The organism is Polynucleobacter necessarius, assembly GCF_900095205.1.
Classification (GTDB): Bacteria; Pseudomonadota; Gammaproteobacteria; order Burkholderiales; family Burkholderiaceae; genus Polynucleobacter; species Polynucleobacter necessarius_E.
The window spans coordinates 53,340-77,383 of sequence record NZ_LT606951.1 but is presented as its reverse complement, the minus strand read 5'-3'; the positions used below and the strand labels follow the sequence as shown (position 1 = coordinate 77,383).

Annotated in this window: 32 protein-coding genes, 1 tRNA gene and 4 pseudogenes; 21 read left to right on the top strand and 16 right to left on the bottom strand. The window is 43.4% G+C overall.

Features of this window, described 5'->3' with window-relative positions:
* The first annotated feature begins 1 nt into the window (after nt 1).
* Together mrdA and rodA are read left to right on the top strand one after the other, a co-directional pair.
* Nucleotides 2-1,909, top strand: a complete 1,908-nt coding sequence (gene mrdA / locus DXE37_RS00440; protein WP_114636195.1) for a penicillin-binding protein 2 — start codon at nt 2-4, stop codon at nt 1,907-1,909.
* On the top strand, nt 1,891-3,042 hold the full coding sequence (rodA, locus tag DXE37_RS00435) for a rod shape-determining protein RodA (RefSeq protein WP_114636194.1): 1,152 nt from the start codon (nt 1,891-1,893) through the stop codon (nt 3,040-3,042). The genes mrdA and rodA overlap by 19 nt, the downstream gene beginning before the upstream one ends.
* 84 nt (nt 3,043-3,126) lie before the next feature.
* Here rodA and DXE37_RS00430 read toward each other — a convergent pair whose 3' ends face one another.
* Nucleotides 3,127-3,411 (bottom strand): HU family DNA-binding protein, encoded by a 285-nt coding sequence (locus DXE37_RS00430; RefSeq protein ID WP_162786118.1) that lies wholly within the window; start codon nt 3,409-3,411, stop codon nt 3,127-3,129.
* A 113-nt stretch (nt 3,412-3,524) separates the two neighbouring features.
* Nucleotides 3,525-3,722, bottom strand: a complete 198-nt coding sequence (locus tag DXE37_RS11025; protein WP_197713029.1) for a hypothetical protein — start codon at nt 3,720-3,722, stop codon at nt 3,525-3,527.
* Nucleotides 3,723-4,041: 319 nt separating this feature from the next.
* Between DXE37_RS11025 and DXE37_RS13190 the strand changes: the two genes are divergently transcribed.
* The 3 genes from DXE37_RS13190 to DXE37_RS11875 are packed head-to-tail and all read left to right on the top strand — an operon-like array spanning nt 4,042 to nt 4,866.
* On the top strand, nt 4,042-4,353 hold the full coding sequence (locus DXE37_RS13190) for an aspartyl/asparaginyl beta-hydroxylase domain-containing protein (RefSeq protein ID WP_269460249.1): 312 nt from the start codon (nt 4,042-4,044) through the stop codon (nt 4,351-4,353).
* A 37-nt stretch (nt 4,354-4,390) separates the two neighbouring features.
* Nucleotides 4,391-4,651 (top strand): aspartyl/asparaginyl beta-hydroxylase domain-containing protein, encoded by a 261-nt coding sequence (locus tag DXE37_RS13185; RefSeq protein ID WP_269460248.1) that lies wholly within the window; start codon nt 4,391-4,393, stop codon nt 4,649-4,651.
* 35 nt (nt 4,652-4,686) lie between these two features.
* A complete protein-coding gene (locus DXE37_RS11875; protein ID WP_231970842.1) occupies nt 4,687-4,866 on the top strand; it encodes an aspartyl/asparaginyl beta-hydroxylase domain-containing protein in 180 nt (59 codons plus the stop codon).
* Between the two features lie 9 nt (nt 4,867-4,875).
* Here DXE37_RS11875 and DXE37_RS00415 read toward each other — a convergent pair whose 3' ends face one another.
* Nucleotides 4,876-5,178 (bottom strand): DUF167 domain-containing protein, encoded by a 303-nt coding sequence (locus DXE37_RS00415; protein ID WP_114636191.1) that lies wholly within the window; start codon nt 5,176-5,178, stop codon nt 4,876-4,878.
* A gap of 22 nt (nt 5,179-5,200) precedes the next feature.
* On the opposite strand from DXE37_RS00415, the pseudogene can reads away from it, so the two are divergent.
* The 7 genes and pseudogenes from can to DXE37_RS11005 all read left to right on the top strand — a co-directional run bounded on the left by can (nt 5,201) and on the right by DXE37_RS11005 (nt 8,760).
* A pseudogene (gene can / locus DXE37_RS00410) lies at nt 5,201-5,874 on the top strand (carbonate dehydratase).
* Nucleotide 5,875: 1 nt separating this feature from the next.
* A pseudogene (locus tag DXE37_RS00405) lies at nt 5,876-6,778 on the top strand (LpxL/LpxP family acyltransferase).
* Nucleotides 6,779-6,803: 25 nt separating this feature from the next.
* Nucleotides 6,804-6,938 carry a hypothetical protein gene (locus DXE37_RS13180; RefSeq protein ID WP_269460247.1) on the top strand — a complete coding sequence of 45 codons (135 nt, stop codon included), beginning with the start codon at nt 6,804-6,806 and terminating at the stop codon, nt 6,936-6,938.
* A gap of 10 nt (nt 6,939-6,948) precedes the next feature.
* Nucleotides 6,949-7,305, top strand: coding sequence for a metallophosphoesterase family protein (locus DXE37_RS11020; protein ID WP_197713028.1), 357 nt, complete (start codon nt 6,949-6,951; stop codon nt 7,303-7,305).
* On the top strand, nt 7,271-7,555 hold the full coding sequence (locus DXE37_RS11015) for a hypothetical protein (RefSeq protein WP_197713027.1): 285 nt from the start codon (nt 7,271-7,273) through the stop codon (nt 7,553-7,555). Before DXE37_RS11020 ends, DXE37_RS11015 begins: the two co-directional genes overlap by 35 nt.
* 104 nt (nt 7,556-7,659) lie before the next feature.
* Nucleotides 7,660-8,478, top strand: coding sequence for a serine/threonine protein kinase (locus tag DXE37_RS11010; RefSeq protein WP_197713026.1), 819 nt, complete (start codon nt 7,660-7,662; stop codon nt 8,476-8,478).
* Nucleotides 8,479-8,481: 3 nt separating this feature from the next.
* Nucleotides 8,482-8,760: a hypothetical protein gene (locus tag DXE37_RS11005; protein ID WP_197713025.1), complete on the top strand. Its 279-nt coding sequence runs from the start codon at nt 8,482-8,484 to the stop codon at nt 8,758-8,760.
* A 275-nt stretch (nt 8,761-9,035) separates the two neighbouring features.
* Here the strand turns inward: DXE37_RS11005 and DXE37_RS00390 are convergent, their stop codons facing one another.
* Entirely contained in the window at nt 9,036-10,307 is a 1,272-nt protein-coding gene (locus DXE37_RS00390) for a dicarboxylate/amino acid:cation symporter (RefSeq protein ID WP_114636190.1), read from the bottom strand.
* Between the two features lie 103 nt (nt 10,308-10,410).
* Here DXE37_RS00390 and DXE37_RS00385 point away from each other — a divergent pair.
* Together DXE37_RS00385 and DXE37_RS00380 are read left to right on the top strand one after the other, a co-directional pair.
* A pseudogene (locus DXE37_RS00385) lies at nt 10,411-11,149 on the top strand (pseudouridine synthase).
* 116 nt (nt 11,150-11,265) lie between these two features.
* A pseudogene (locus DXE37_RS00380) lies at nt 11,266-12,836 on the top strand (peptide chain release factor 3).
* Between the two features lie 110 nt (nt 12,837-12,946).
* Here the strand turns inward: DXE37_RS00380 and DXE37_RS10695 are convergent.
* From DXE37_RS10695 to DXE37_RS00365, 4 genes are all read right to left on the bottom strand, one after another.
* Nucleotides 12,947-13,102, bottom strand: a complete 156-nt coding sequence (locus DXE37_RS10695) for a hypothetical protein (protein ID WP_231970841.1) — start codon at nt 13,100-13,102, stop codon at nt 12,947-12,949.
* Nucleotides 13,103-13,123: 21 nt separating this feature from the next.
* A complete protein-coding gene (locus tag DXE37_RS00375) occupies nt 13,124-13,360 on the bottom strand; it encodes a DUF2798 domain-containing protein (RefSeq protein WP_114636189.1) in 237 nt (78 codons plus the stop codon).
* A 422-nt stretch (nt 13,361-13,782) separates the two neighbouring features.
* Entirely contained in the window at nt 13,783-14,232 is a 450-nt protein-coding gene (locus DXE37_RS00370; RefSeq protein ID WP_114636188.1) for an EamA family transporter, read from the bottom strand.
* Nucleotides 14,205-14,582: an EamA family transporter gene (locus DXE37_RS00365; protein WP_162786114.1), complete on the bottom strand. Its 378-nt coding sequence runs from the start codon at nt 14,580-14,582 to the stop codon at nt 14,205-14,207. Before DXE37_RS00365 ends, DXE37_RS00370 begins: the two co-directional genes overlap by 28 nt.
* Nucleotides 14,583-14,884: 302 nt before the next feature.
* Between DXE37_RS00365 and DXE37_RS13810 the strand changes: the two genes are divergently transcribed.
* The 5 genes from DXE37_RS13810 to DXE37_RS00340 all read left to right on the top strand — a co-directional run bounded on the left by DXE37_RS13810 (nt 14,885) and on the right by DXE37_RS00340 (nt 17,023).
* Nucleotides 14,885-15,178 carry an MOSC domain-containing protein gene (locus DXE37_RS13810; protein WP_114636186.1) on the top strand — a complete coding sequence of 98 codons (294 nt, stop codon included), beginning with the start codon at nt 14,885-14,887 and terminating at the stop codon, nt 15,176-15,178.
* Nucleotides 15,162-15,437, top strand: a complete 276-nt coding sequence (locus DXE37_RS00355) for a hypothetical protein (protein WP_231970839.1) — start codon at nt 15,162-15,164, stop codon at nt 15,435-15,437. Before DXE37_RS13810 ends, DXE37_RS00355 begins: the two co-directional genes overlap by 17 nt.
* 140 nt (nt 15,438-15,577) lie before the next feature.
* Nucleotides 15,578-16,189 carry a histidine phosphatase family protein gene (locus DXE37_RS00350; RefSeq protein ID WP_197713024.1) on the top strand — a complete coding sequence of 204 codons (612 nt, stop codon included), beginning with the start codon at nt 15,578-15,580 and terminating at the stop codon, nt 16,187-16,189.
* Between the two features lie 64 nt (nt 16,190-16,253).
* Nucleotides 16,254-16,670: a hypothetical protein gene (locus tag DXE37_RS00345; RefSeq protein ID WP_114636185.1), complete on the top strand. Its 417-nt coding sequence runs from the start codon at nt 16,254-16,256 to the stop codon at nt 16,668-16,670.
* Nucleotides 16,619-17,023 (top strand): MipA/OmpV family protein, encoded by a 405-nt coding sequence (locus DXE37_RS00340; RefSeq protein ID WP_114636184.1) that lies wholly within the window; start codon nt 16,619-16,621, stop codon nt 17,021-17,023. The genes DXE37_RS00345 and DXE37_RS00340 overlap by 52 nt, the downstream gene beginning before the upstream one ends.
* A 54-nt stretch (nt 17,024-17,077) precedes the next feature.
* Here DXE37_RS00340 and DXE37_RS00335 read toward each other — a convergent pair whose 3' ends face one another.
* The 5 genes from DXE37_RS00335 to DXE37_RS00315 form a co-directional block, all read right to left on the bottom strand.
* Complete coding sequence (locus tag DXE37_RS00335; protein ID WP_114636183.1) at nt 17,078-17,269, bottom strand: hypothetical protein; 192 nt, start codon at nt 17,267-17,269, stop codon at nt 17,078-17,080.
* A gap of 241 nt (nt 17,270-17,510) precedes the next feature.
* On the bottom strand, nt 17,511-18,005 hold the full coding sequence (locus DXE37_RS00330) for a bestrophin-like domain (protein WP_114636182.1): 495 nt from the start codon (nt 18,003-18,005) through the stop codon (nt 17,511-17,513).
* Between the two features lie 12 nt (nt 18,006-18,017).
* Nucleotides 18,018-18,149, bottom strand: a complete 132-nt coding sequence (locus tag DXE37_RS13175; protein ID WP_269460246.1) for a hypothetical protein — start codon at nt 18,147-18,149, stop codon at nt 18,018-18,020.
* Between the two features lie 279 nt (nt 18,150-18,428).
* Nucleotides 18,429-19,058: a YoaK family protein gene (locus tag DXE37_RS00320; RefSeq protein WP_197713023.1), complete on the bottom strand. Its 630-nt coding sequence runs from the start codon at nt 19,056-19,058 to the stop codon at nt 18,429-18,431.
* A gap of 165 nt (nt 19,059-19,223) precedes the next feature.
* Nucleotides 19,224-19,299: transfer RNA gene (locus DXE37_RS00315), tRNA-Phe, on the bottom strand.
* A 485-nt stretch (nt 19,300-19,784) separates the two neighbouring features.
* On the opposite strand from DXE37_RS00315, the gene DXE37_RS00310 reads away from it, so the two are divergent.
* Together DXE37_RS00310 and DXE37_RS00305 are read left to right on the top strand one after the other, a co-directional pair.
* Entirely contained in the window at nt 19,785-20,105 is a 321-nt protein-coding gene (locus DXE37_RS00310) for a carbonic anhydrase (RefSeq protein WP_114636180.1), read from the top strand.
* Between the two features lie 8 nt (nt 20,106-20,113).
* A complete protein-coding gene (locus tag DXE37_RS00305; protein WP_231970835.1) occupies nt 20,114-20,302 on the top strand; it encodes a carbonic anhydrase in 189 nt (62 codons plus the stop codon).
* Between the two features lie 113 nt (nt 20,303-20,415).
* Here the strand turns inward: DXE37_RS00305 and DXE37_RS00300 are convergent, their stop codons facing one another.
* From DXE37_RS00300 to DXE37_RS00290, 3 genes are read right to left on the bottom strand one after another with little or no spacing between them, the layout of a single operon-like run.
* Entirely contained in the window at nt 20,416-21,099 is a 684-nt protein-coding gene (locus DXE37_RS00300) for a response regulator (RefSeq protein WP_114636178.1), read from the bottom strand.
* 2 nt (nt 21,100-21,101) lie between these two features.
* Nucleotides 21,102-23,396, bottom strand: coding sequence for a sensor histidine kinase (locus tag DXE37_RS00295; protein WP_114636177.1), 2,295 nt, complete (start codon nt 23,394-23,396; stop codon nt 21,102-21,104).
* Nucleotides 23,393-23,974 carry a DUF4390 domain-containing protein gene (locus DXE37_RS00290; RefSeq protein WP_114636176.1) on the bottom strand — a complete coding sequence of 194 codons (582 nt, stop codon included), beginning with the start codon at nt 23,972-23,974 and terminating at the stop codon, nt 23,393-23,395. The genes DXE37_RS00295 and DXE37_RS00290 overlap by 4 nt, the downstream gene beginning before the upstream one ends.
* Nucleotides 23,975-24,044: the final 70 nt, after the last annotated feature.

The window sequence follows — 24,044 nt, the reverse complement described above, 5'->3', positions numbered from 1 at the left end:
CATGGTTTCTTTCAAAAAGCCTGATCTCGACTCCTTCCAAGAGCGCATTTATATTGCGACTCTTTTTGTTACCTTCTGCTTTTTGCTTCTGATCACTCGCTTAGTTTGGCTACAGCTTGTTAGTCATGGCAAATATTCTCTTCTAGCAGAAAGCAATCGCATTGCATTGGTGCCCGCCCCCGCTAATCGAGGTCTTTTAATTGACCGCAATGGCATCGTTATTGGACGCAATTATTCAGCCCTCACGCTTGATGTGAACGCCGAAGAGGTTAAAGGTAGTGTAGATCAATTAATTAATGATCTTTCTGAAATTATTGATATTTCTCCTCGGGATAAGCGCAATTTCAAGCGCTCACTAGAAGATTCCCGAAATATGGGTACATTTCCGCTCCGTTCGATGCTCAATGAGACCGAAACAGCCCGTTTTATGGCCAATCGCTACCGCTTTCCAGGGGTGGAAATTCGCGCTAGAAGTTTCCGCGAGTACCCATACAACGAATTGGCCTCCCATTTGATTGGCTATATTGGTCGCGTTTCTCAGAAAGATAAGGAACGCATGCAGGCTGAAATTGAGGGCGCCAAAGCAGATGATCCGGATGCTTTACAAGCTTCATTTTTACCCGGCATTCAGTATGTTGGGAAGATTGGTTTAGAGCAAAGTTACGAAACGGTTTTACGCGGAGTGCCTGGATACGATCAGGTAGAAATTACTGCGGGCGGCAAACCAGTGCGCACACTTTCTAGCTCGCCTTCGGTTCCCGGAAAAAATGTAGTTCTATCGGTTGATGTCAAGTTGCAGTATTTGGTGGAGCAACTCTATGGCAACTTCCGTGGCGCATTTGTAGCAATTGAACCCGAGACAGGCGATGTGCTTGCGTTTGTATCAAAGCCCAACTTCAATCCTAATGATTTTGTCGAGGGTATTGATTCGGTTACTTGGAAAGAGCTTAATGACTCGCCTCAGAAACCGCTGTACAACCGACCACTCAAAGGCATCTATCCACCGGGCTCAACTTATAAACCTTTCATGGCATTGGCGGCTTTAGAAAATAAAAAGCGCACGCCCTCACAAACGATTTCTGATCCAGGTTATTTTGACTTTGGTAATCACACCTTTAGAGACGATAAAAAAGGTGGTCACGGCATTGTCGATATGCAAAAGTCTATTGTTGAATCTTGTGACACTTATTACTACATGCTTGCACGCGATATGGGCGTCAATATGATGCATGACTTTATGAAGCCACTTGGGTTTGGCCAAATAACAGGAATAGATTTACAAGGCGAAGCAAGAGGAGTTCTGCCATCTACCGAGTGGAAGAAAAATACTTTCAAAAGACCTGAGCAGCAAAAATGGTACGAGGGCGAAACTATTTCTTTGGGTATTGGTCAAGGCTATAACGCTTTTACAATTTTGCAATTAGCCCATGCAATGGCAAACGTTGCTAATAACGGCATCGTAATGAAACCGCACTTAGTTAAAGCGATTGAAGATCCATTTACACGCAACAGAGTGCTTACTACACCAAAAGAAAGTTATCGCATTGATTTGAACGCCGAAAATATTGAAGTCATTAAGAAAGCAATGGTCGAGGTAAATAATTCGGGTACATCTGCAGTAGCATTTAAAGGAACCGGTTATCAAGTTGGCGGAAAAACTGGAACTGCACAAGTCTTTAGTTTGAACTCTAAAGAATATAAACACGGTTCAACTGCAGAATTTTTACGTGACCATGCTTTGTACATTGCTTTTGCCCCAGCAGATAAACTAACGATTGTGATTGCAATGGTTGTAGAGAATGCTGGCTTTGGGGCGCAGTATGCCGCTCCAATTGCTCGTAAAGCATTGGACTTTTACATAGAGGGCAAATGGCCTAAGGAGATTCCTGAGTGGAAAAGAGCCCCTTAAAAAAAATTAAAAGTTTTTTCTTTGGCATCTTCTCTGGGCTAGACCGGACGCTAGGCCTTATTCTGCTTGGCCTGGCGGCTGTTGGCTTTCTGACATTTTTATCTGCAAGCCAAAATACGCCTGTACAAATTGCAGATGAGCTACGTAATCTTGCGCTGTCATTTGTGGTGATGTGGATAGTATCTCGAATTCCACCAAAATGGTTAGAGATGGGAGCGGTTTGGATATACGGGCTCGGCGTTGCCCTTTTAGTTGCAGTTGCTGCGTTTGGATTAATTAAAAAAGGCGCACGTCGTTGGCTCACTATCGGCATTGTAATTCAGCCATCTGAAGTCATGAAGATTGCAATGCCATTAATGCTCGCTTGGTGCTTTCAAAAGCGTGAAGGCATACAAAAATCTTGGGACTATGGTGTCGCTGCAATTATTTTGGCGATCCCTGTTTTTTTAATCGCACGCCAGCCCGACCTCGGTACTGCACTTTTAGTTTTTGCTGCAGGTCTGTACGTCATTATTTTGGCTGGACTTCCTTGGAAGTGGATTCTGCCATTTGTTGGTCTTGGTGTTGTTGGAATCATCTTAATCATTATTTTCGGTAGCACCATTTGTGCACGTGATGTGGTTTGGCCATTTGTGCATGACTATCAAAAACATCGCGTCTGCACTTTATTAGACCCAACTAGCGATCCATTAGGAAAAGGTTTTCATACTATTCAATCAATGATCGCAATTGGATCGGGCGGATTCTTCGGCAAGGGCTGGTTTCAAGGAACGCAGGCACACCTAGAATTCATTCCGGAAAAACATACAGACTTTGTATTTGCAGTTTTCTCAGAAGAATTTGGACTGCTAGGCAACCTCATATTATTGGCGCTCTTCTTTGCCCTTATTAAGAGGGGATTAGCAATTTCAGCAAGCGCTCCAAATTTATTTACACGTCTTTTGGGTGCCGCAGTCACTTTGATCTTCTTTACCTACGCTTTTGTGAACATCGGAATGGTGAGTGGACTATTGCCAGTTGTTGGGGTGCCATTGCCATTTATTAGTTATGGCGGAACAGCGCTTGTTACCCTAGGTTTTGGTGCGGGCATATTGATGAGTATTCATCGACACCGCCGTTTGGTACAAAGCTAAATAAAAATAGCTTTAAGTGTCTTCATGATTCTTGAGGAAATAAAAAAGCCCGGCATGCCGGGCTTTTTATCAATCAAGGAAGAATTACTTCTTACGCTTGTTAACTGAATCTTTAAATGCTTTACCAGCAGAGAACTTAACAGTTTTTGCTGCGGCGATTTTGAGTGGCTCGCCAGTTTTTGGATTGCGACCCATACGAGCTGCACGCTTACCAGATGCAAAAGCACCAAAGCCAATCAGCTGTACTGAGTCACCTTTAGTAACAGCTTTGATGATGTTTTCGATAGCTGAATTCAATGCGAATTCAGCCTTGGCTTTTGAGATCTCCGCGTCGTCAGCAATCGCTGCGATTAGTTCGGCTTTGTTCAAGTGAAGCTCCTTATAGATATTGATGTCAGCGCACATTACGCTTACATGATTTTAACCACAAAAAATTACAAAAATAAAGTTGCGTTACAGCAATTTTTTAATGCCACTACAAATTAATCATCCAAAACTGTAATATCAGAAACAAAATATTCAGTGTCACCAAAACAAGTTGTTGGTAAGCCAATATGCTGCTCATACTTTAATGCTACTTTTTTGCCTAAATTAGCATTTATTTTTTGCGCTACAGCATCTTCACGCACCGTAAAGAGGAATTTTTCTGACATAGTTCCAGGCATGGAAACCATTGCCAACTCACCTTCCCAGGTTTTACATAAGTAACTGCGATTGGAGAATTTCTGTACATATCCTGCTCGCGCTCCCCACCTTCCATAGCTCCAATTGAGTATAGCCCGAAATCCCCACAAAAACCCTGAGCAGGTCTTTGCAACTTCTATATGCAGTATATGGGCTTCTGGTATTAAGAAATAGCCTCTTTAGACCTGTCATACAAATTAAAATGCTAGTGATTACCTCAATTAGATAAAACCTATGCAAATACGCCATATCGTCTTTTTCATTTTTGTAACATCAGCTATTTACGTCTATTTCAGAGGAAAAGTACGTTTCGGATTGGTCAGATCTCTTACCGACTATCAGGTACTTTTGGCACCAGTAAATACCCTTTTATATTTATTTTCTAAAGTCAAAGCTGGCGCCTTTATACCCGTAAATCAATTTCCCGAAATGCAGCCCATCCAAGATAACTGGAAAATCATTCGCCAAGAAGCGATGTCTTTGCAAGAAGCCGGCTCGATTGCTGCGGCAACCAGTTATAACGATATTGGTTTTAATTCCTTTTTTCGAACAGGATGGAAGCGTTTTCATCTATGCTGGTACGGAAAAGAGGTGCCCCCGCTCAGGAAAAGTGTCCAAAAACTATAGCGCTACTTAAAAATCTATCCCGTCCGTTAAGGCCGCCATGTTTGCTTCGCTACCCCCTGGAGCAACGCTAGTACGCCACCGCGACTCCTATGCAGGCTCATTACGCTATCACATTGGACTCACCACGCCCAATGATCCCAAATGCTTTATTGATGTTGATGGAGAGCGGTATTTCTGGAAGGATGGCGAAGCCGTTATGTTTGATGAACCTTATATTCACTTTGCCGCAAATGAGACGGATCAACAGAGAGTTATTTTATTTTGTGATGTTGTGGGCGCCCTGTTCATACAAAAATAGTACAGCTCTTTAATCGCTGGTTTGGACGATATGTCATGAGCGCCGCCTCCTCTCAAAACGTGGAAGGCAAAAAAGTTGGCTTCGTAAATGTTCTATTCACTTATTTTTATCAATTGCGTGCGCAAGCCAAGAAATTGAAAGCAAAACATCGCTCGGTGTATTACGTCGGTAAATGGATGCTAATTTTAGAAATTTTGTGGGCTATTTTCTGGTAACCCAAATTCTCAATTTTGGGAGCTTAAGAACTGGACGATTTGTTCGGGGGTAATGGAGCCCCATATTTCCACTCGTTTCTTACGGCTATTTTGACCCGAAACGAATTGAATTTGTTTTTGCGGAATCTTTAACTGTTTAGAAAGCCAGGCCAATAAAAGCTCATTAGCCTTGTTTTCCAAGGCTGGAGCTTGTAAAGAGATCTTCAAGCAACCGTCATGTAGACCAACTACCTTAGTTTGTTTTGCTCCTGGTTGGCAATGCAAATTTAAGGTGATTCCGGTTGAAGTTTGTTTTAACCAAATAGGCGTCATCAAAGTACTTTAAACTGAAAGCATGACAATGAAGAATTCTCAAGCTCTTGAACAGCTATTTGCGAATAATCGTGCCTGGGCTGAAAGCATGGTTACGGAGGATGCTGATTTCTTTAAACGTTTAGTTTCATAACAAGCTCCTGAGCATCTTTGGATTGGATGCTCTGATAGTCGAGTGCCTGCAAACGACATCGTGATTTTGTTACCAGGTGAACTGTTTGTTCACCGTAATGTTGCCAATGTAGTTGTGCACACCGATTTAAATTGCTTATCCGTCATTCAATTTGCCATCGACTTACTTAAAGAGGCAAACACATTTTAGTTGTTAGCCACTATGGTTGCTCTGGCGTACATGCAGCACTTACAGATAAATGAGTAGGCCTCGCAGATAATTGGTTACGCCATGTCAAAGATGCACATCAAAAGCATGAACGCTATCTAGACGATGTATTGCCGACGCAAAAACGACAGGATCGTTTATGCGAGCTGAATGTCATCGAACAAGTAGTTAATGTTTGTGAAACAACCATCGTGCAAGACGCATGGACACAAGGGCAAGATCTGACCGTTCATGGCTGGGCTTACCGCCTTGAAACGGGCTTAGTAAATGACTTGGGCATGTCAAGCAGCTCCATCGAAGAAATGACTGAGCGATACGCCAAGTCAATCCAGCGCTACGAGTTAGCGCAAAACTAATTTGTTCAAATCCCTTTCTAATCAGGCAGGCGTTGTACTGCTCAGGCTTCTCTCACTCTTACCTTACAGATTGTTAGTAGCAATTGGTCATGGCCTTGGATATATTGCCGCACGCATTCCAAGTGATAGAAATAAAATTGTCAAAACCAATTTGCATCTATGCTTTCCTAAATTAAATCCCGCTGAAATTGATAGTCTTAGTAAAGAACATTGGCGATTGCTTGGACGCAGCCTTGTAGAAAAAAGTATTATTTGGTGTGGTAGCTCAAAGCAGTTAAGTCAAATGATTGAAGTGAAAACTACTGTTGACCTATCCAGCCAGAAACCACGCATTCTTGTAAATATGCATTTCACAGGCATAGAAGGGCAGCATTATTTTGAGTGCGCTATCCAAAGAAAAACACTGGCCTCGAACCTCTGGTTTTTTCAAAAAATGAAGAATCTATTCTTTAATAAAAAAATTGTGGCGTGGCGAAACCGTTTTGGGGGTAATTCAATTGATCGCCAAGGCAACGCTAAGGCTATCATTTGAGAAATTCGCAATGGGGACTTCATCATCATTGCGCCCGACATCGATTTGGGGCTCAAAGATTCTGAATTTGTGCCGTTCTTTGGAGTTCAAACTAACACCATTACTACTATCTCTCGCTTAGCCAAGATTACTGGTGCAGATGTATGTTTGATGACCACTACATTAAAGCCCGATGAATCTGGATATCTGTGCGAAATCGGCAAGCCTTTAGAGAATTTTCCGGGTCCTGGATCCAAAATCTGACACCGCACGCGCCTTAATCAATATTTTGAAGCCGAAATTCGACTGAGACCTGCTGAATACTACTGGGTTCATAAGCGCTTTAAAAACCGCCCAGATAGCGGTCAGAGCCCCTATAACCCTTCTATCTAAGGGTCTTTTGTCCTATCATTGAGGGATGACTGAACGCATTGGGCTGTTTGCCGATCTCCACAGCAATTTAGAGGCTTTTGAGGCTTGCATGGACCGCGCTGAAGAGCTTGACGTAACACGCATGGTTTTCTTGGAACGATCTTGTAGGCTACAACGCTGATCCAGTAGCATTGATTGATCGCATTGCCAACCTAGTAGAAAGTAAAAAAGCGATTGCAATACTTGGCAATCATGATGAGGCTATTTTTAAAGATAGCCGCAATCAAATGAACGCTAATGCTAATGCCGCTATTGATTGGACTAAATCCCAACTGAATAGTGATCATGTAGAGTTCCTAAAAAATCTATCGCTAATAATTCAAGAAGAGAATATATGCTTTGTGCATGCCTCTGCTCACAATCCGGCTGACTGGAATTACATTACAGATAGTATGAGCGCATGGCGTTGTGTACAAAACTCTGGAAAAACCTATACCTTTGTTGGTCATGCGCATGAACAAGCGTTTTTATCAAACTGCAGTTGGTAAGTTAATTCGCTTTGCACCACACCCTAGTGATGAAATTCCGGTTCTGCACCATCGTCAATGGGTAAGTGTTGTTGGCTCGCTTGGGCAACCCAGAGATGGGAATCCAGAGGCATGCTTTGCAGTTTTTGAGCCAGAATCTGAAATCCTCACGCTCCATCGTACAGCTTACGACCACTTTACGGCTGCAGAAAAAGTACGTCGCGCAGGACTTCCTGAAGACCTAGCAAATCGACTTATCACCGGCAAATAATTCTATACCAATCAACAATAATATTGAAGCAGTAGACGACATATTTCAAGAAGGCAAAGTAAGTTGATGGCTTTGTCATTGGCAAAGAGGTTCATCGTGGTGACATGGCCAGCCTTTTTTCAGCAACTAAAGAAGGTATCGACGTTCCCATCCCCCTCAAGATACCTCGAGTAGGAAGAGATCAACCCGTAGAAAGCTTAATTGGTTTTGAAACGGAACCGACTATTCTGCGCTCCCTCAAAAGCCCCTACGTACCAAAATATTTAGACTCAGGCAATATGGCTACACGCCCCTATATTGCAACGGAAAGGGTGGAGGGGCGCCCCCTTGAGGATTGCATCAAAGAGGGTAAAGTATTTTCAATCGATGAAGTTGTACGTATCGGCGCAGATTTAACGCAAGCGGTCCAGTCTCTACGTTCACAAGATGCCATCCACCTAGATATCAAACCAGAAAATATTTTGATAGATGAAAAAGAGAAGTTAACGCTAATTGACTTTGGCCTATCTCACCACGCGCGCTACCCAGACTTACTTGCCGAGGAAATGCGTAAAGGTATTGGGTCTGCTCCCTGCATCTCCTCAGAACAGGTTGCTAGAATACGCTCAAATTCTCGGAGCGATATTTTCTCTATTGGCGTAATCATGTACGAATTGCTCACAGGCGAGCTGCCGTTTGGCAATCCCCAGTCGATGAGCGGTCTACGCAGACGCATGTGGGCCGAACCTTTTCCGCTGCGCGCGATTCGTAGAGAAATTCCGCGGTGGCTTCAAGAAGCAGTCTTGAGATGCCTAGAACCTCGCGCCGCAGATCGCTATCAAAGTGCTGCGCGCTTACGTCAAGTGCTAAGGAATCCTGAGGGCGTCACACTCACAGAGCGAGCTGACCGAGTTGAGCCCCCTAGCTTTTGGGAAAACCTCTAAGGTATGTTTAAGGCCGCTGGTTATGAGCCTTCTCCAAGTCCACGCCCAAGTATGGGTAGCTTTGATGCTCCACTCATGATTGCTGCAATCGACACTCGTCAATCTGATGAAGACTTGCGTGAACGCATGCAAAAGACTGCAAAGAATTTGCTCCTTGCTTATCCTGAAAGTCGCCTTGTATGCATCAGCACAATTGCAAGTACGCCTACCTACGAAGGAAATCACGAGAGAGATACTGCGAGCGGCATTGTGCGCGGTTATTTAGTACAGCTGATGGACTGAGCGAAATCATTAAGGCTTCCACCAGAAAGAATTTCTTATCACGTGCTGGAAGCCATGGATCCCGCATCACATATTGTGGAGTTCGCCAAAGATAATGATGCATCCCATTTTGATTGGAGCGTCCCACAAACTACCCAATAAGGTAACGCCTTGGAGAGCCCCGATGACAAAGGTTGTCGAAGAGGCCTCCATACAGCGCTCACATTGTTAGAACGTAATTAATGCATCTTTTCTTGTTTTTCGTCTAGCAATGTTTCTGGTTCTTGAGCTTCCATTCAGTTGTCCTTATTCAGAACACTATTTAATTGCTCTTTATCTAGTTCACCAGTCCATTTGGCAACCACAATCGTTGCAACGCCATTGCCAACCAAGTTCGTAAGTGCGCGCGCCTCAGACATAAAGCGGTCAATGCCTAAGATAATTGCCAAGCCAGCAACGGGAACGCTACCAACTGCAGAAAGTGTCGCAGCCAAAACAATAAAGCCGCTACCAACAACTCCAGCAGCACCCTTCGAAGTCAGAAGCAAAACAAGTAGGAGTGTGATCTGTTGAGTAATCGTCATGGGGGTATTTGTTGCTTGTGCAATAAATACCGCAGCCATGGTTAGATATATGGAAGTGCCATCCAAATTAAATGAATAGCCCGTTGGAATTACAAGCCCAACGCAACTTTTCTTGGCGCCCAATAGCTCCATTTTTTTCATCATGTGTGGCAAAACAGATTCAGATGACGAGGTGCCTAAAACTATTAATAACTCTTCTTTAATGTAACGCACAAATTTGAAAATGCTGAAGCCATTAAGACGAGCAATGATCCCCAAAACAATAAATACGAAGAGCAAGCAAGTGATGTAAAAAGTGCCCATTAATTTTCCTAAAGAAAATAAAGAGCTCACTCCGTACTTGCCGATCGTAAATGCCATCGCACCGAATGCACCGATTGGCGCGAACTTCATGATGATGCCAATAATGTCAAAAAGAACGTGCGATGATTTTTCGATCAAGTCAAACACCATTGTTCCGCGACCGCCAAATTTATGCAAAGCAAAGCCAAAAAGTACGGCGATGAACAACACTTGCAAAATTTCACCTTTGGCAAAAGCATCGACAGCAGTATTAGGAATAATGTTTAATAAAAATTCAGTGGTCGTGGCCATTTTTCCAGGGCCCGTATATGCCGCTATTCCCTTGGTATCCAATGTAGTTGGATCAATGTTCATGCCTGCCCCAGGCTGCAGCACATTTACCACCATCAGGCCCACAATTAATGCAATGGTGCTAACGATTTCAAAATATAAAAGGGCGATGCCGCCCGTTTTGCCCACCTTCTTCATGTCTTCCATACCGGCGATTCCGACAACCACCGTGCAGAAAATGATTGGGGTAATCAACATCTTGATGCCCTTAATAAAGGTGTCTCCAAAAGGCTTCATGTCTACACCTAAGGATGGGTAGAAGTGGCCCAATAAAACACCCAGCACAACGGCTACAAGTACTTGAAAATAAAGGCTTTTATATAGCGGTAGCTTTTTTAAAGTGACTGTCATTTGATCTTCCCTTATTTAATATTTATTGGCGGTAATGGGCTGTAAATCATTAGACATATTACCCCGAACCTAATAACGTCTAGTTTTACCCGATAATGCAGATATGGAAGAAAAAGCACAAGTCTCAAAATTACTCTCTGAACTTGGTCTTTGCTCACGCCGTGAAGCAGCCTCCTATATTGAACAAGGATTAGTCACCGTAGGTGGAGAGGTAGTTAATGAGCTAGGGACACGTGCCTTCCGCCATCAAAAAATAGAACTACAGTCGGGCGCAAAAGCACAACAAGCATCTCGCATTACTGTCATTCTCAATAAGCCAGCTGGCTTCATCTCTCACTATGACGATGAACAAGAATATAAACCCGCAGCCTCTTTAATTACCCCCGAAAATTACTTTTCTAGTCCGCTCGATAAAGGCAGAAATCCTTGCTTTAATACCAAAGGACTGGCAGCCAGCTGGCAGACTCGATATTGACTCCACTGGCATGCTGGTCTTGACTCAAGATGGTCGTATTGCCAAATTATTGATTGGCGAAAATAGCCCTATCGAAAAAGAATATTTAGTACGCGTTGAAGGAATGCTTTCATTCGAAGATTTGGATCGACTAAGGCATGGCTTAGAGCTTGATGGCGTCAAACTGAAACCTGCTCAAGTGAGTTGGCAAAATAAGGATCAACTTCGCTTTGTATTGCGCGAAGGGCGCAAGCGTCAAATACGACGGATGTGTGAATTGGTAGGGCTAAAAGCTCTTGGCCTTAAACGAGTCCGAATGGGTCGCATCTCTTTAGGCCCACTTCCTCCAGGTCAGTGGCGCTATGTAAGGCCTGAAGAGCAGTTCTAAGCGCCCTGCACGCTTATAATTGCGTCCGAACCTAGATTAATCAAGCCAGAATTACCACCGAACCAACCCAGTCCACCACTCCAGGCGCAGAAGTACTTAGACGTCGCAGTTTTGCCATCATCTCCCATCCGGATGCGGGCAAAACGACGCTCACAGAAAAATTACTGCTGTACGCAGGCGCTACTCAAATCGCTGGAAGCGTTAAAGCTCGTAAAGCAAGTCGTCATGCGACTTCTGACTGGATGGAAATCGAAAAGCAGCGAGGCATCTCTGTAGTCAGCTTAGTAATGCAAATGGAATATCGCGATTGCATCCATTAACCTATTAGATACTCCAGGCCGCCAAGACTTCTCAGAGGACACTTATCGCGTTTTAACTGCGGTTGACTCTGCTCTTATGGTGATTGATGCCGCTAATGGGGTGTTGAGTCACAAACCTTGCGCTTGCTCGAGGTTTGCCGAGCCCGCAATACACCTATCGTCACGTTCATTAATAGGATGGATCGGGAAGTAAAACCCCCGATGGAATTGATGGACGAGATTGAGACCGCCCTGGGCATAGAAGTAGTTCCATTTACCTGGCCAGTGGGCATGGGTAAATCTTTTGCTGGTGTGATTGATATCGCTAATTCTCGTATACGCATGTTCAAGGCTGGTGAAGACCGCGTTACAGAAGATTCTCATGCTGTAGTTGATGTTAGCGATCTAGCCCTTAAAGAGCGCTTAGGCACTGATTTAGACAATGCCTTGGGTGAGGTGGAATTAATTAAAGAGGTAATGCCTGCCTTTGATCTCGATGCATTTTTGGCTGGACGTCAATCACCAGTATTTTTTGGTTCCGCCATTAATAACTTTGGCGTGAGAGAGATCCTGAATACATTGGTTGAGCTAGCCCCGTCACCTGGATCACGTAAAGCGTTGCAGCGAGAAGTTAGCCCTGCTGAAAATAAATTCTCAACGGTAGTTTTCAAAATACAAGCAAACATGGACTCCGCTCATCGTGACCGTGTTGCTTTCTTGCGCATTTGCTCTGGCCACTTTCAACGCGGTATGAAATTAAAGATTTGTCGTAATGGCAAAGAGGTACGCACCAATAATGCACTCTCATTCTTATCGTAAAGACGCGATATTTTGGATGAGGCATTTCCAGGCGACATCATTGGCTTGCCAAATCATGGCTTACTTCGACTTGGCAACACCCCTCACCGAAGGCGAACAATTGCAATTTACTGGGCTACTTTTTTGCGCCAGAAATATTTCGCATGGTTGAGTCCGCCGATCCATTGCGCTCAAAACAATTGCGCACCGGCTTAATGCAACTGAGCAAAGAAGGGGCAATTCAGGTCTTTAGGCCTATGGCAGGCGGCACCATGTTGCTCGGCGCATTTGGACAGCTTCAATTTGAAGTAGTAAGTTAACCGCCTACAAACTGAATATGGCGCAGAAGTAAGGCTCTTGCCAGCTTGCTACAACTTGGCACGCTGGGTGAGCTCAGATGATCCTGTGGCGCTGAAAAATTTACTCAGGAAAATATTCACCGCATGGCCGAAGACGTGGTGGGTGCCGCTGTTTTCTTAGCGTCACACAAACCAGAATTAGATGTTGCCCAACAACGCTGGGAATCTATTCAATTCCATGCCCTAAGAGAGCACGCTGGATTAATTTATCAATCTGACTTGGCTAGGTAGATCTGCCACCAAATATCTTGCTCAGCGCGTAGCTTTGCAATCAAAAACGACAACTAGCTTGCTATCACCACTTCTAAATGCTGCAGTCTTGCCATATTGCTCGCAATAGGCTACAGCCTTTTGCTTAGTTGCTCAATCGATTCACCGCTACTATTTAAAAAAGTGACATGGTTAGCATCAGAAGCATCGGTATATACAGCAGCACAACTTGCTAATAAAGAAATACACAACATACTAAACATAAAAATCTTTAATAGTGCACTCATCACGGATCCTTTGTTTGTCATTTAGGATTCATCAATTTTTAAGTGTTTTATAAGTTTGATAGTAACCCTGCCAGCAAGCGGTCTGTATATCAAAATGCCGGCAATCGCGACTGGGTAGGCTACCAGCCACACTTCAAACCAAACCCAAAGGAAATTTTCTGTAAAACCAATGCGTGCCAGGGTAGCGGCAAAAGTAATTGTTGCAGACATCAAGAAACCCATTAGCAGGGCAAAAATTAAATTTGGCAGATTGATCATGGTTACATCATGGCTTCTATGCTTGTTAACTGTTATCCTGATTAGTGATCACTATTGTGCGCCCTAGACAGGGGAATCTCTCCAGCATGACTTGAGATTCATCGCTCCATTACTCTAGGAAAATTTTATGGCTGTAGGCCAAAATCAACGAACCAGAAAAAACGACTCTATGCCTGCCAAAACAGGTAAAGCGCGTTTAGGGCCCCTTAATACAACTCAGCTAACTTATTAGAAACAAGTACCAAGCCAAAAAAGAAAAAAGCAAAATTTTGCGTGCGCTCAGTAAGCACAAAGTTGCTACAGCATAAATAAAAAGCCCCAACAAACGGGGCTTTTTTACATCGGGAACTACACCCTCTTCACTAACATTCTTCTTCCGAGCATCACAGTTGATACTACTAAAATGGCAAAGATTAAATTCATCATCGTAAGCGAATCGCCAAACAAAATACTGGCTGCCACAAGCGTACAAAAGGCTGCATTAACTGCACTTGACTCACTCGTGCAATACCGCCAATAGCAAGACCTTCATACCAAAAGAAGAATCCCAAAAACATCGGGAACAAGCTTAGGTAGATAAAACTTGACCAAGCTATAGCCCCAGCATTTATATAATCTTGTTGGTAGGTTAGGTACGTCATCAGAATATTGAGTGGCAACGAAATGACTAGGGCCCAAGAAATAACTGCACGAGGATTCATCCGTCTGGAAAGCTCACCACCCTCAACATAACCAATGCAGGCGCCGATACCTCCCAACACTAAAAGACCATCAACATAGGTAAAGCTACCGGAACTTTTTAGTAAAGCGTAGAGAACGACTAGTCCAGCCCCCAAGAGTGAGACTAGCCAAAAGCCCAATGAAGGGGACACTCTTTAAAGCGCAATACTCCAATAACCGCTATAGCAAGGGGCATCATCCCCAAAATCACTGCACCATGAGACGGGGAACCATGCGTCATTGCTACGGTTGTAAAGATTGGAAATCCAAATACCACACCCAAAGCAATCACCACAAACTTTACAAAATCCACTTTAGTGGGCGCATGCTCTTTTTTGTAAATAAGGTAGACTAAAGCAACAGCCCCTGCCAAGGTCGCCCTGCCAAAAGCAATGAAGTACAGATTAAAGCTTAAAAGGGTAATTTTGCTTACGGGGAGCGTCAAGCTAAAAATAAGAATGCCTATAAAGCCAATTAGCATTCCCTTGCTTTCTTTATTCACAGTGACCCTTCTCATAAGAATCAATTGACTGTATTAACAATCATCAATACTTGCGCTGTAATATAGGAGTCAATGATTAATTTCAATGCCCGTATTCAAGCGATTTATCTAGCATCTGCTGCTGGAATGCCGATGAATTCTATGGACCAAGTGAAGGTGGGAGCGGGCTTGGGTATTGAGGGTGATCGTTAATGCATTCGGAACGGGAGCCTATTCTTTGCTAGAACCTAGGAAAGTGCGTCACCTTAGCCTTATTTCATTATCAGGAATAGCTATCGCCAACGAATGGTTAAGCGCTGGTAATGTACCTACTTTTGAGAACTCAGAAACGCGACGCAACATCATCTTGGGGGGATTGCTGCTCCTCAACTCAATCTTTTAGTTGGGCAAAATTTCAGCTGGGCAATATTCTGCTGAGGGGTACAGAACTTTGTGTGCCCTGTGAAAGGCCTGCCCAACTACTCAATAGGCCGAGCTTCATGGACGCATTCGAAGGACGAGGAGGCATTCGTGCTGAAGTTCTAAATTCTGGAGTACTTGCCGTCGGGGATGAATTGGTCATAGAGAGCGAGGTATACGATGATTCAATACTGTGATGACGCCATCATTACTCCTGAAGAAGCAATTGATCTATATATTCGGTCTACTCTTGGTGAGCGTCGACCAATTCACAATGTGCAAACGTTTGCTGCCATGCTTAAAAATGCAAATCTCACTATTACAGTCTGGGATAGAGATATGTTGATAGGCATTTCTCGCTCGCTCACTGATTTTTCTTATGTAGCCTATCTTGCCGATTTGGCAGTTGATCAGGAGCATCAGCAACCTGGTATTGGCAAGCAACCGATTGAATAAACCAAATCACGTCTCGGCCTGAATGCATGATTGTGTTGCTAGCAGCGCCCAAAGCAAATGAATATTGCGAACATATTGGTTTTGAACACAATCCGCGCGCCTGGACACTCAAAAAATAATTAGGCCTTTATTATTCTCGTATGACTACCACTCGATTTTGCTTAGTTCGTCACGGAGAAACCGACTGGAATGCTGAACGTCGCCTCCAAGGACACACTGACATTGAATTAAATGCTCGAGGTGTTGCCCAAGCAGAACAAATGGCGCGCGCCCTCAAAAGAATTAATTTAGTGTTTGATGTTTTATATACCAGCGACCTTCAGCGCGCAGCAAAGACTGCAAAGGCAATTGAGGGTCTTTATAAAACTTCCGCCATCAAGAGCCCCTCACTCAGAGAGCGCCACTTAGGCTCACTTCAAGGTCTAACTACCGATGAAGCTCCCAATCTTGAACCCGAACTTTGGCAATCCCACCTCAGCAGAAATACTAGAGAGAACTTGCGCACTGGCGAAAGCATTCAACAATTTGCCGATCGTATTCATCTGGCACTAGAGCAGATCCGCAAACAACATATCGGCAAAACCATTTTGCTAGTTAGTCATGGTGGGGCACTAGATATGATGTACAGAATTGCAAGCAATCAAGCATTAGACTCAGAGAAATTGGTAACAGTACCCAATGCCTCTCTCAATTGGCTTAGCCATAATGGAGTCGTATGGAAGGTGGATGAGTGGGCTGATCAAGCCATCTAGAGGATTTAGCGCTTGATAATTTAGACCTTTAGTAACGGGCCCTACATGAGCTTATGATGCACGGATGAAAATAATTTTTCGGATTGCAACCCTCTTCATTGCCTGTGCAATATTGCTTCCAAGTCACGCAATGGATAATGTATCTGATGGGCTTCCAGACCATATTGCTGGTGATGTAGGGCTTGCGGTGTACACATCCAATCTTCATATCGGTACTGAAGGAATGCAATCCTTCGTGCTGCCGTACGCTTTTGCAGACTACAAAAGAGCTTTTATACGCATTGATCAAATCGGTTTAAAAACCCTAAAAATAGGCTATGGATATTTAGAAGTTGTCGGCAAGATAAATTTAGATAACCATAAAGCGAAGTCTCCATTTAATGGTAATTCCATCAATCGTAGTGATCCAATACCGCTTGGAATAGGTACATTTCAAGAAACTCCAATTGGCGGTTTTTTCTTAACGCTTATCAAGATTTAGGAAAGTCAAAAGGGGCGCTTTATGAGTTTTCTTACTTTGCTGAATTGGAAACTTTTAAAAAAGTTGTCCTATATCCGCAGTTAGGTATTGAAAGACAATCTAGTCAATATGCAAATTATTACTACGGAATTAGTCCAGGCGAATCGGTTCTTGCAGGCTATAACGCCTATACCGCGCCGGCAATCAATAACCTGATAGCCGGTCTAATGATTGAAATTCCAGTAATAGATAGCTGGTACGTCAATATATATGGCAAGCGCAAATGGATGGGTAGCGGGGTCAATAGCAGCCCTGTGATGAATCGCGCATTTCAAGACAATGTGCTGATGGCTCTAGCATACCGCTTCAAATAACTAAGCTTCAATAAGCTACCCACACTAACTTTGGGTGGCTTATTGGCTAAGCAACTACTTTGCTGCCTGAAATTTGTTTTGATCTGAAATACAGAAACCTACAATCACATCAGCAAAACTTAAATAACGCGAGTTACTTTTTCTAAAAAGATCGATCTCAGCAGACAAGGGTGATACAGCCCCTTTAAAACCAACATCTTTGTAACCAGGATGATATGGAGCCTCTTCAACAAATTTGTTTGTCATTTAATTGCCTTAATAAATTAGCGTTCAAGGTGGGTAGTATTTTGAGCAATATCGATGAAATAAACCGCAATCGCGGCGAGACAAAACTCAAAAACTATTTGAAATGAAAAAACCACTCGAAGGTGGTTTTGGTGCGCCTTGATGTTTTGGGTATGAGTCAACCAAGCCCTAGTTTTGCGAACAAAACACTATTCGACTCTAGTTTTAATAGAAGCCAAGACCCTCTCTAGCGCGCCTGTTGTCACTGATGTACCCCCCTTAAATGGTTAATCAAAAATAATGAGAAGGCCAAGAAGAGTGAGCCGCAGATAATTGGAAAAACAGTAATCGCAAATTCCAACTCTTGACCCGGCACAACTAAAGAAGTAATGCTGCTAACGCCTATTAATATAAAAAAGATGGCGATCCAAAAAATGGTTAGTAATTTCTGTGAAGATCGATCTACTCGCACTTCTCGCGACCCGGCAATAGGTCCTGCTAAATTTAAAATATCTGAGTAAATTGCAACCTGCTTTGGAAAGGCTGGCTCCAGCTTAAATAGTTTTTGAGAAATTGAGCGCCATAACATATGTGTGTTTTTGCACCCCTGCTCCGCCTTAAGATGTGGCCACTCAGAATTAATAATGCACTCAAGATAACTCTTAAGATCTCCTCTGGTTTGAAGAGCATACTCGTCACCAAATCTCAAGAGCAGACGATCGAGGTTATTAATCTGACTTGCTTCGGAGGCAACCAAGGCTGAAGCAGATTAAAAATTGGTCATCGCCTGATTTAATAAAAATCCAATAAAAACACCTGCTGTTGCACCCAAGAGCGCAAAAAGGGATTGCGCAATCTTGATTGTTTCTTCGGTCGGTTTTAAAAAATAAACTTCCCTCACAAAATATAGCGACCAGTGTAAGATTGCATCAATTATTGCAATGCACAATAAGATAATGATTAAGTTAGGCAATGAGTATATGAACTTAGGCATAACAAATAGTGGTGTTGGAAGTATTGCCCACTATAGTATGCGTTTTTTCTGGATACCCACAAACGAAAAAACCACTCGAAGGTAGTTTTGACATTTCTTGGTTAGCCAGGGCGGAATCGAACCACTGACACAAGGATTATTTACCCCTTATGATTACCTTATCTCGATAAATTTGTAAGCCGGCAATCAACAAAATAGAGATAGAGATAAAGGCAGTGCTGCAATATATCCAACCTTCTTAAAACTAATTGCCCCAATAATCCCGCCAATCAAAAACATTCCAAAAATGAATAAATGAGTTTTTAGCTTTCCTCTATTGGCCTTGACATACCCACTCAAATTGGCCTCTTGTGACTTATTCCAATAAATCAACTTATCAAGCTCTATTCCAATATTAGTTATTACGCCCGTCATATGGGTGGTTCTGATTTCTGCCCTAGAAGCCTTCGTAACTATTGCATTTTGAAGGCCCATTACAAAACATAAAAGAAGGGCAATGGCTGGAACCGTTAAGGGTAAATACAGATTCAGATTAGCGCCAACCAAACCAAATACCAACAGTAAGATAGCCTCAACTAGTAAAAGCAGGGCAAACTCGCTATGAATTTTTCGTCTATGCCCCCAGTTAACAATAATGGCAGTGGTTACGGCACCAAATAAAAATGAAAGCAGGAGGGAGATTCCGCCCAAAACAGAGATAAGGTCATTAAGAGCTAAATCGTCACCAATAGCTGAAATGATGCCACTCATATGGTGTGTATATCTTGCAATGGCCAGAAATCCACCAGCATTTACCACGCCCGCTACAAATGCCATATAAGCACCCAACTGAATATTAGCTTTATAGGAACGCTGCGTGCTAGTTAAAAGCTGAATGAACTTAATTGATATTGAAGTTACATTCTACGACTCGGATCTAAGAGCTAAATTGATCGAACGCCGTAAACGAAAAAACCACCCGAAGGTGGTTTTGGTGTTTCTTGGTGGCCCGGGGCGGAATCGAACCACCGACACAAGGATTTTCAATCCTCTGCTCTACCGACTGAGCTACCAGGCCAAGACTTAGAATTGTAAATGAAACTATAAAGCCGCCCAAACAGGGTTCGCCCACCCAAAATAGCCGATTACAAGCAAATCTCTAGTGGGCGCAACAAAAATGGGGCTAACTGAAAGACGGCCAATAAATTTGAGCAGATGAGTTGTCGAAGTCCGGTAAAAGAAATTGACTAATGCTGAATGCATTGGCATCCCGCACCTTTATTACATTAAAAATAAGGTGGTTAATATGTGCCAATTGTGTGCTGATAAGTCCGAATCAAACCATGAACCAATTCAACAGGGTAGACGCACCCTATTAAAGCTGGTTGGCTCGTCTCCTCTTTTGATGGCTGGGGAGACTAGGCGCATCAACAATAACGATGAGCACCAGAGCCGATGACGCACATCCAATACCTAAACCAGAAAATGTTATTACCTCCGATCAGGCGCTTGAGAGATTGATGAGGGGTAATGCCCGCTATGTAAACGGCAATATCAACATAAATGACTCATATAAAAAGTGCCGAGGTTGCGCTAAAGCATGGACAAAACCCATATGCGGTTATTTTGTCGTGCGCTGATTCAAGGGTCAGTCCAGAGCTATGTTTTGATGAAGGACCCGGGGATTTATTTGTAAACCGAATTGACGGAAATTATGTAACAACCGATCTTCTGGGAAGCATAGAGTATGGCACCCTAGTGCTCAAGTCTCCTCTTGTTATGGTGCTTGGACACACGGAGTGCGGCGCTATCAAGGCGACGATGAAAGCAGAAGAGGGAAAGCAAGCTTCCCCGGCCACATTCAGTCTATTAGCTCACATATAGGCGCAGCAGTGCGCGCCGCAAAACAGCAAGGCGGAAAGGTCTCAACAAACGATGTAGTTAAAGCTAACATCAGGCTTAATGTAGATCTCTTACAACAATCCACGCCAATCATTAGGCAGCTAGTCAGAGATAATAAATTAAAGATTGTTGGTGGAATGTACAACCTAGAGGATGGCAAAGTAAGCATCGTTAGCTAAAGGCATATAGAGGGGTGGGATGCCCTCGTCTAGAGCAGAACGTCCTAGCGCAACAACCACTGCGCGATACTCGGATACTGAAATGTGGATGGATAACTTATTTGAAGACGTCGCTAACTTTCGCCCTTATTGCGTGATGTATCGATGCCCAAAGCCTTCAGCTTGCGATATAAATGGGTTCTCTCTAAGCCGGTGTACTCTGAGATCTTGGTCATACTGCCGACCATGATTTGCATTTGGTGCTCAAAATAGGCTTTCTCAAACAAATCTCTAGCCTCTCTTAAGGGAAGATTGAAATAAGTTTTTGCAATTCCGCTGATGTACTCACCTTCAGCAGGGGCCGATACCAATTCAGCAGGAGGCTGCTTTGGTGCAACTATAGGATTTGCACTTGATTGAACGGCTCGCTCTTGTTCTGGCTCAACATACTTTGGAGAGCTCTCCAATGCCTTGCTGACAGTTTTCAAAAGTTTTTGTAGAGCAATCGGCTTTTCTAAAAAATTCAGGGCACCAATGCGAGTGGCCTCAACAGCAGTATCAATCGTTGCATGACCTGACATCATGACAACGGGCATGGTGAGCTGGCCAGTATTTGACCACTCTTTTAATAAAGTAATGCCATCGGTATCAGGCATCCAAATATCAAGCAACACCAGATCGGGACGCATTTGCTCGCGGATAGTCCGTGCTTGGATAGCGCTTTCCGCCGTATAAACAGTATGACCTTCGTCTGTGAGAATCTCATTGAGAAGCTCACGAATTCCCATTTCGTCATCAACGACCAAAATACTAGTCATACTTAGGCTGCCTCTTTTGCTAAATTCATAAACAATATCGATACTTTCGCGCCGATCACTTCATCCCCCTGCATGCGGTTTCGAATTTCAATTTTGGCAGAATGATCATCGACAATCTTCTTCACCACTGCCAAGCCTAATCCGGTGCCTTTGCTCTTCGTAGTTACATAAGGTTCGAAGGCTCTTGCCAATATCTTAGCTGGAAATCCAATCCCGCTATCACTTATTGTTAACCGCACTGCATTTTGATTGATCCCATTGTGTTCTCCATAAGGAACCAACTCCGTTTTTACCTCAACTGGATTATTGGGATGAGGGCCCTCAAGAGTAGCGTCTTGTGCGTTTTGTAACAAATTATGAATAACTTGCCTCAATTGAGTAGGATCGCCCATCACGTCTGGGCAGCTAGGATCAAGCTGTGTGCGTAAAGGGCTGCCCTCATAAAGGCCCAAAATCTCTGATGTCAATGTATTAATAGAGACTGGCTTTAATTGTGGTGTTGGTGTTTTTGCAAAATCTCTAAAATCGTTCACCATTTCTTTCATTGCCTGAACCTGGCCAATGATTGTTTCGGTGCTGCGATTAATCATTTCTTCCTGCTCTGGGGTCAACTTACCCGCAAGCTTATGCTGCAAGCTTTCTGCTGAAAGCTGAATTGGCGTTAGAGGATTTTTAATTTCATGTGCAAGGCGTCTAGCCACTTCGCTCCAAGCAATTGATCTTTGGGCGCTGACAACGTCCGTAATGTCATCAAAAATAACCATTCGCAAATCACCCGAAAGCTCTGTGCCACGCACAAATAAAGTCACACCCAATTCATTGTCAAACTCATTTGTACTGTGCAACTGAATTTGTTTTTGCCAGACGGGGGTGCTGCTTTGAGCGGACTGCTGTTCAGAATCACCTTTACTAAGAACCGCCACCTTCATTGTAGCAAAACCCTCTTTAATGGCTGCTTCAAACTCTAGTAAGGCCGGACTAGTGCCAAGCGGCTTGCCGTCCAATAGCGTAAGGTCCTGAGCAAAAATTCGATCTGCGCCTGGGTTCGTTGATACGACGTTGTAATTTTTATCAAAAATACATACTCCCGCAGTAAGACTCCCCAAGACCCGCTCTAAGAACGCTTTCGACTCTTGAAGAGAAGTGCGGGTATCAGCCAACTGTCGCGTCATGACATTAAATTGTCTGGTGAGCATGCCAAGCTCATCGCCCGTGTCCAGCTCTAGCTTGGGCGATAAGTCTCCCTGGGCAACAGCCTGCGTTCCTCTCAACAGCACCAAGAGGGGGCGCGCAAGTTGCCCGCCCAACATTAAGGCCAAAGTAATCGCAACGAATAATGCGAAAAAGAGTGTGAGAGTCAATGTGCCCACAAACATTTTGCGAAGCCCAGTGCGGCCCAAGGCTTTTTCTTGATACTCGCTATAAGCAGTTTCAACCGCAAAAATATTCTTAGCTAATGGTGTTGGTATATATCGAATGAGCTGTAAAAAATATTTATCGTCTACATCTTTGCTGGTGGCAGATTTTTTACGAACTACCGGCACGATAGCTCTTATACGACATCCACGTTGACCACCATCTAATTCTATTTGATCTAAAAAAGCAATTCCTTTTTTATTAAAAGCTTCTTGAACAACATCAGCAGCGGGCGGAGGAAGATACTTTTTAGGCTTTGCCTCGCTTGTAAAAATCAAATTGCGTTGCATATTAAAGAGGCTGATCTCTTGAATCCCGAATTGATTGCGAATCTTCATCACCGCAGTGGCAACCTGATCAGCGGTTGCACCCGGAGGGAATTGTACTATTTGCTCGGCAATAAAATTGCCTTCACCCAAAATCTCTTCTTGAACAACTCGCAAAGTTACTCGCCCTAACTCTAAGCCCGAATTGAGGGCAGACTCAACCTTTACATCGAACCAAGATTCGATACTGCGTGAAACGAACTGTAAAGACACGCCATATAGGATAAGGCCCGGAACAATACCGACTAAAGCAAAAATCATTGCCAATTTTGCAATCAAGCGCGTACCAAAGTGACCTCGATACCATCGCACAGTGATGACTATTATTAAAACCAAGATCACTAAAGTTAGACAAATTCCAATCACTACATTGGCGGCATATAACCAAATAAAATAATTATCGAAAAATTCAGTATTCGAAGATGCAATTGCAAGCAAAACCAAAAGCAATAAAGCGAATACGCCAATTGCTCCAATCGTGATTGGGATAACTTTTTTACTCCAGGCTTTAGAAGTAAAAAAACTCGCGTCTAATAGGGGTGCTATGGGTCTCATCGCTTTATCTGATTGGGCCCATTAGAAACAAATGGAAAGCGATACCAATCACTCGAAACATTCCAATCGCGATTATTCAGTGCATTCACCTGAAATGGTTTTGGCAGCTTAGTAAGATCCAAAGTCATGCGCAGAGCTGCTGTATAGGATTTGCTAGGATCGAGTTGAGTATTATCAATGACACGCCATCCACCAATACTGCCTACCGCCTGCAATGCTTCAGAAATCGTTTTGGCTGAAAAAGTAAAGCCTTCCGAGGCGATGCGATATTGCTGTGTGAGTGGTTGATAAGACAAACGAGTTTGCCTTTGTGCAAGCGCAGGTTTTTCATCAAACCAATACCAGCGGGAGCGAGTTAAATCAAACTCAGTTTGAAAGTACAAGACCACGCCTTTTTGTACTGCGTCTTCTAGATCAGGGGATAATTCAATTTGAAACGTAGCATTGAGAAGCCAATCGTTTTCCACCTTCTCCAGCTCAAAGGATTTAATCTTGATTCCTTCTGCGCTAACGTTAGATGTCAATACCCCCAACGACATCAAACACAAAAAGAGAAATCGTTTAATTCTTTGGCTCATGGCCCATTTTTCTTAAACAAGGCATAGTAAAAACCATTATTTAACTCGCTAGGCAAAAGTTGGCCAGGAG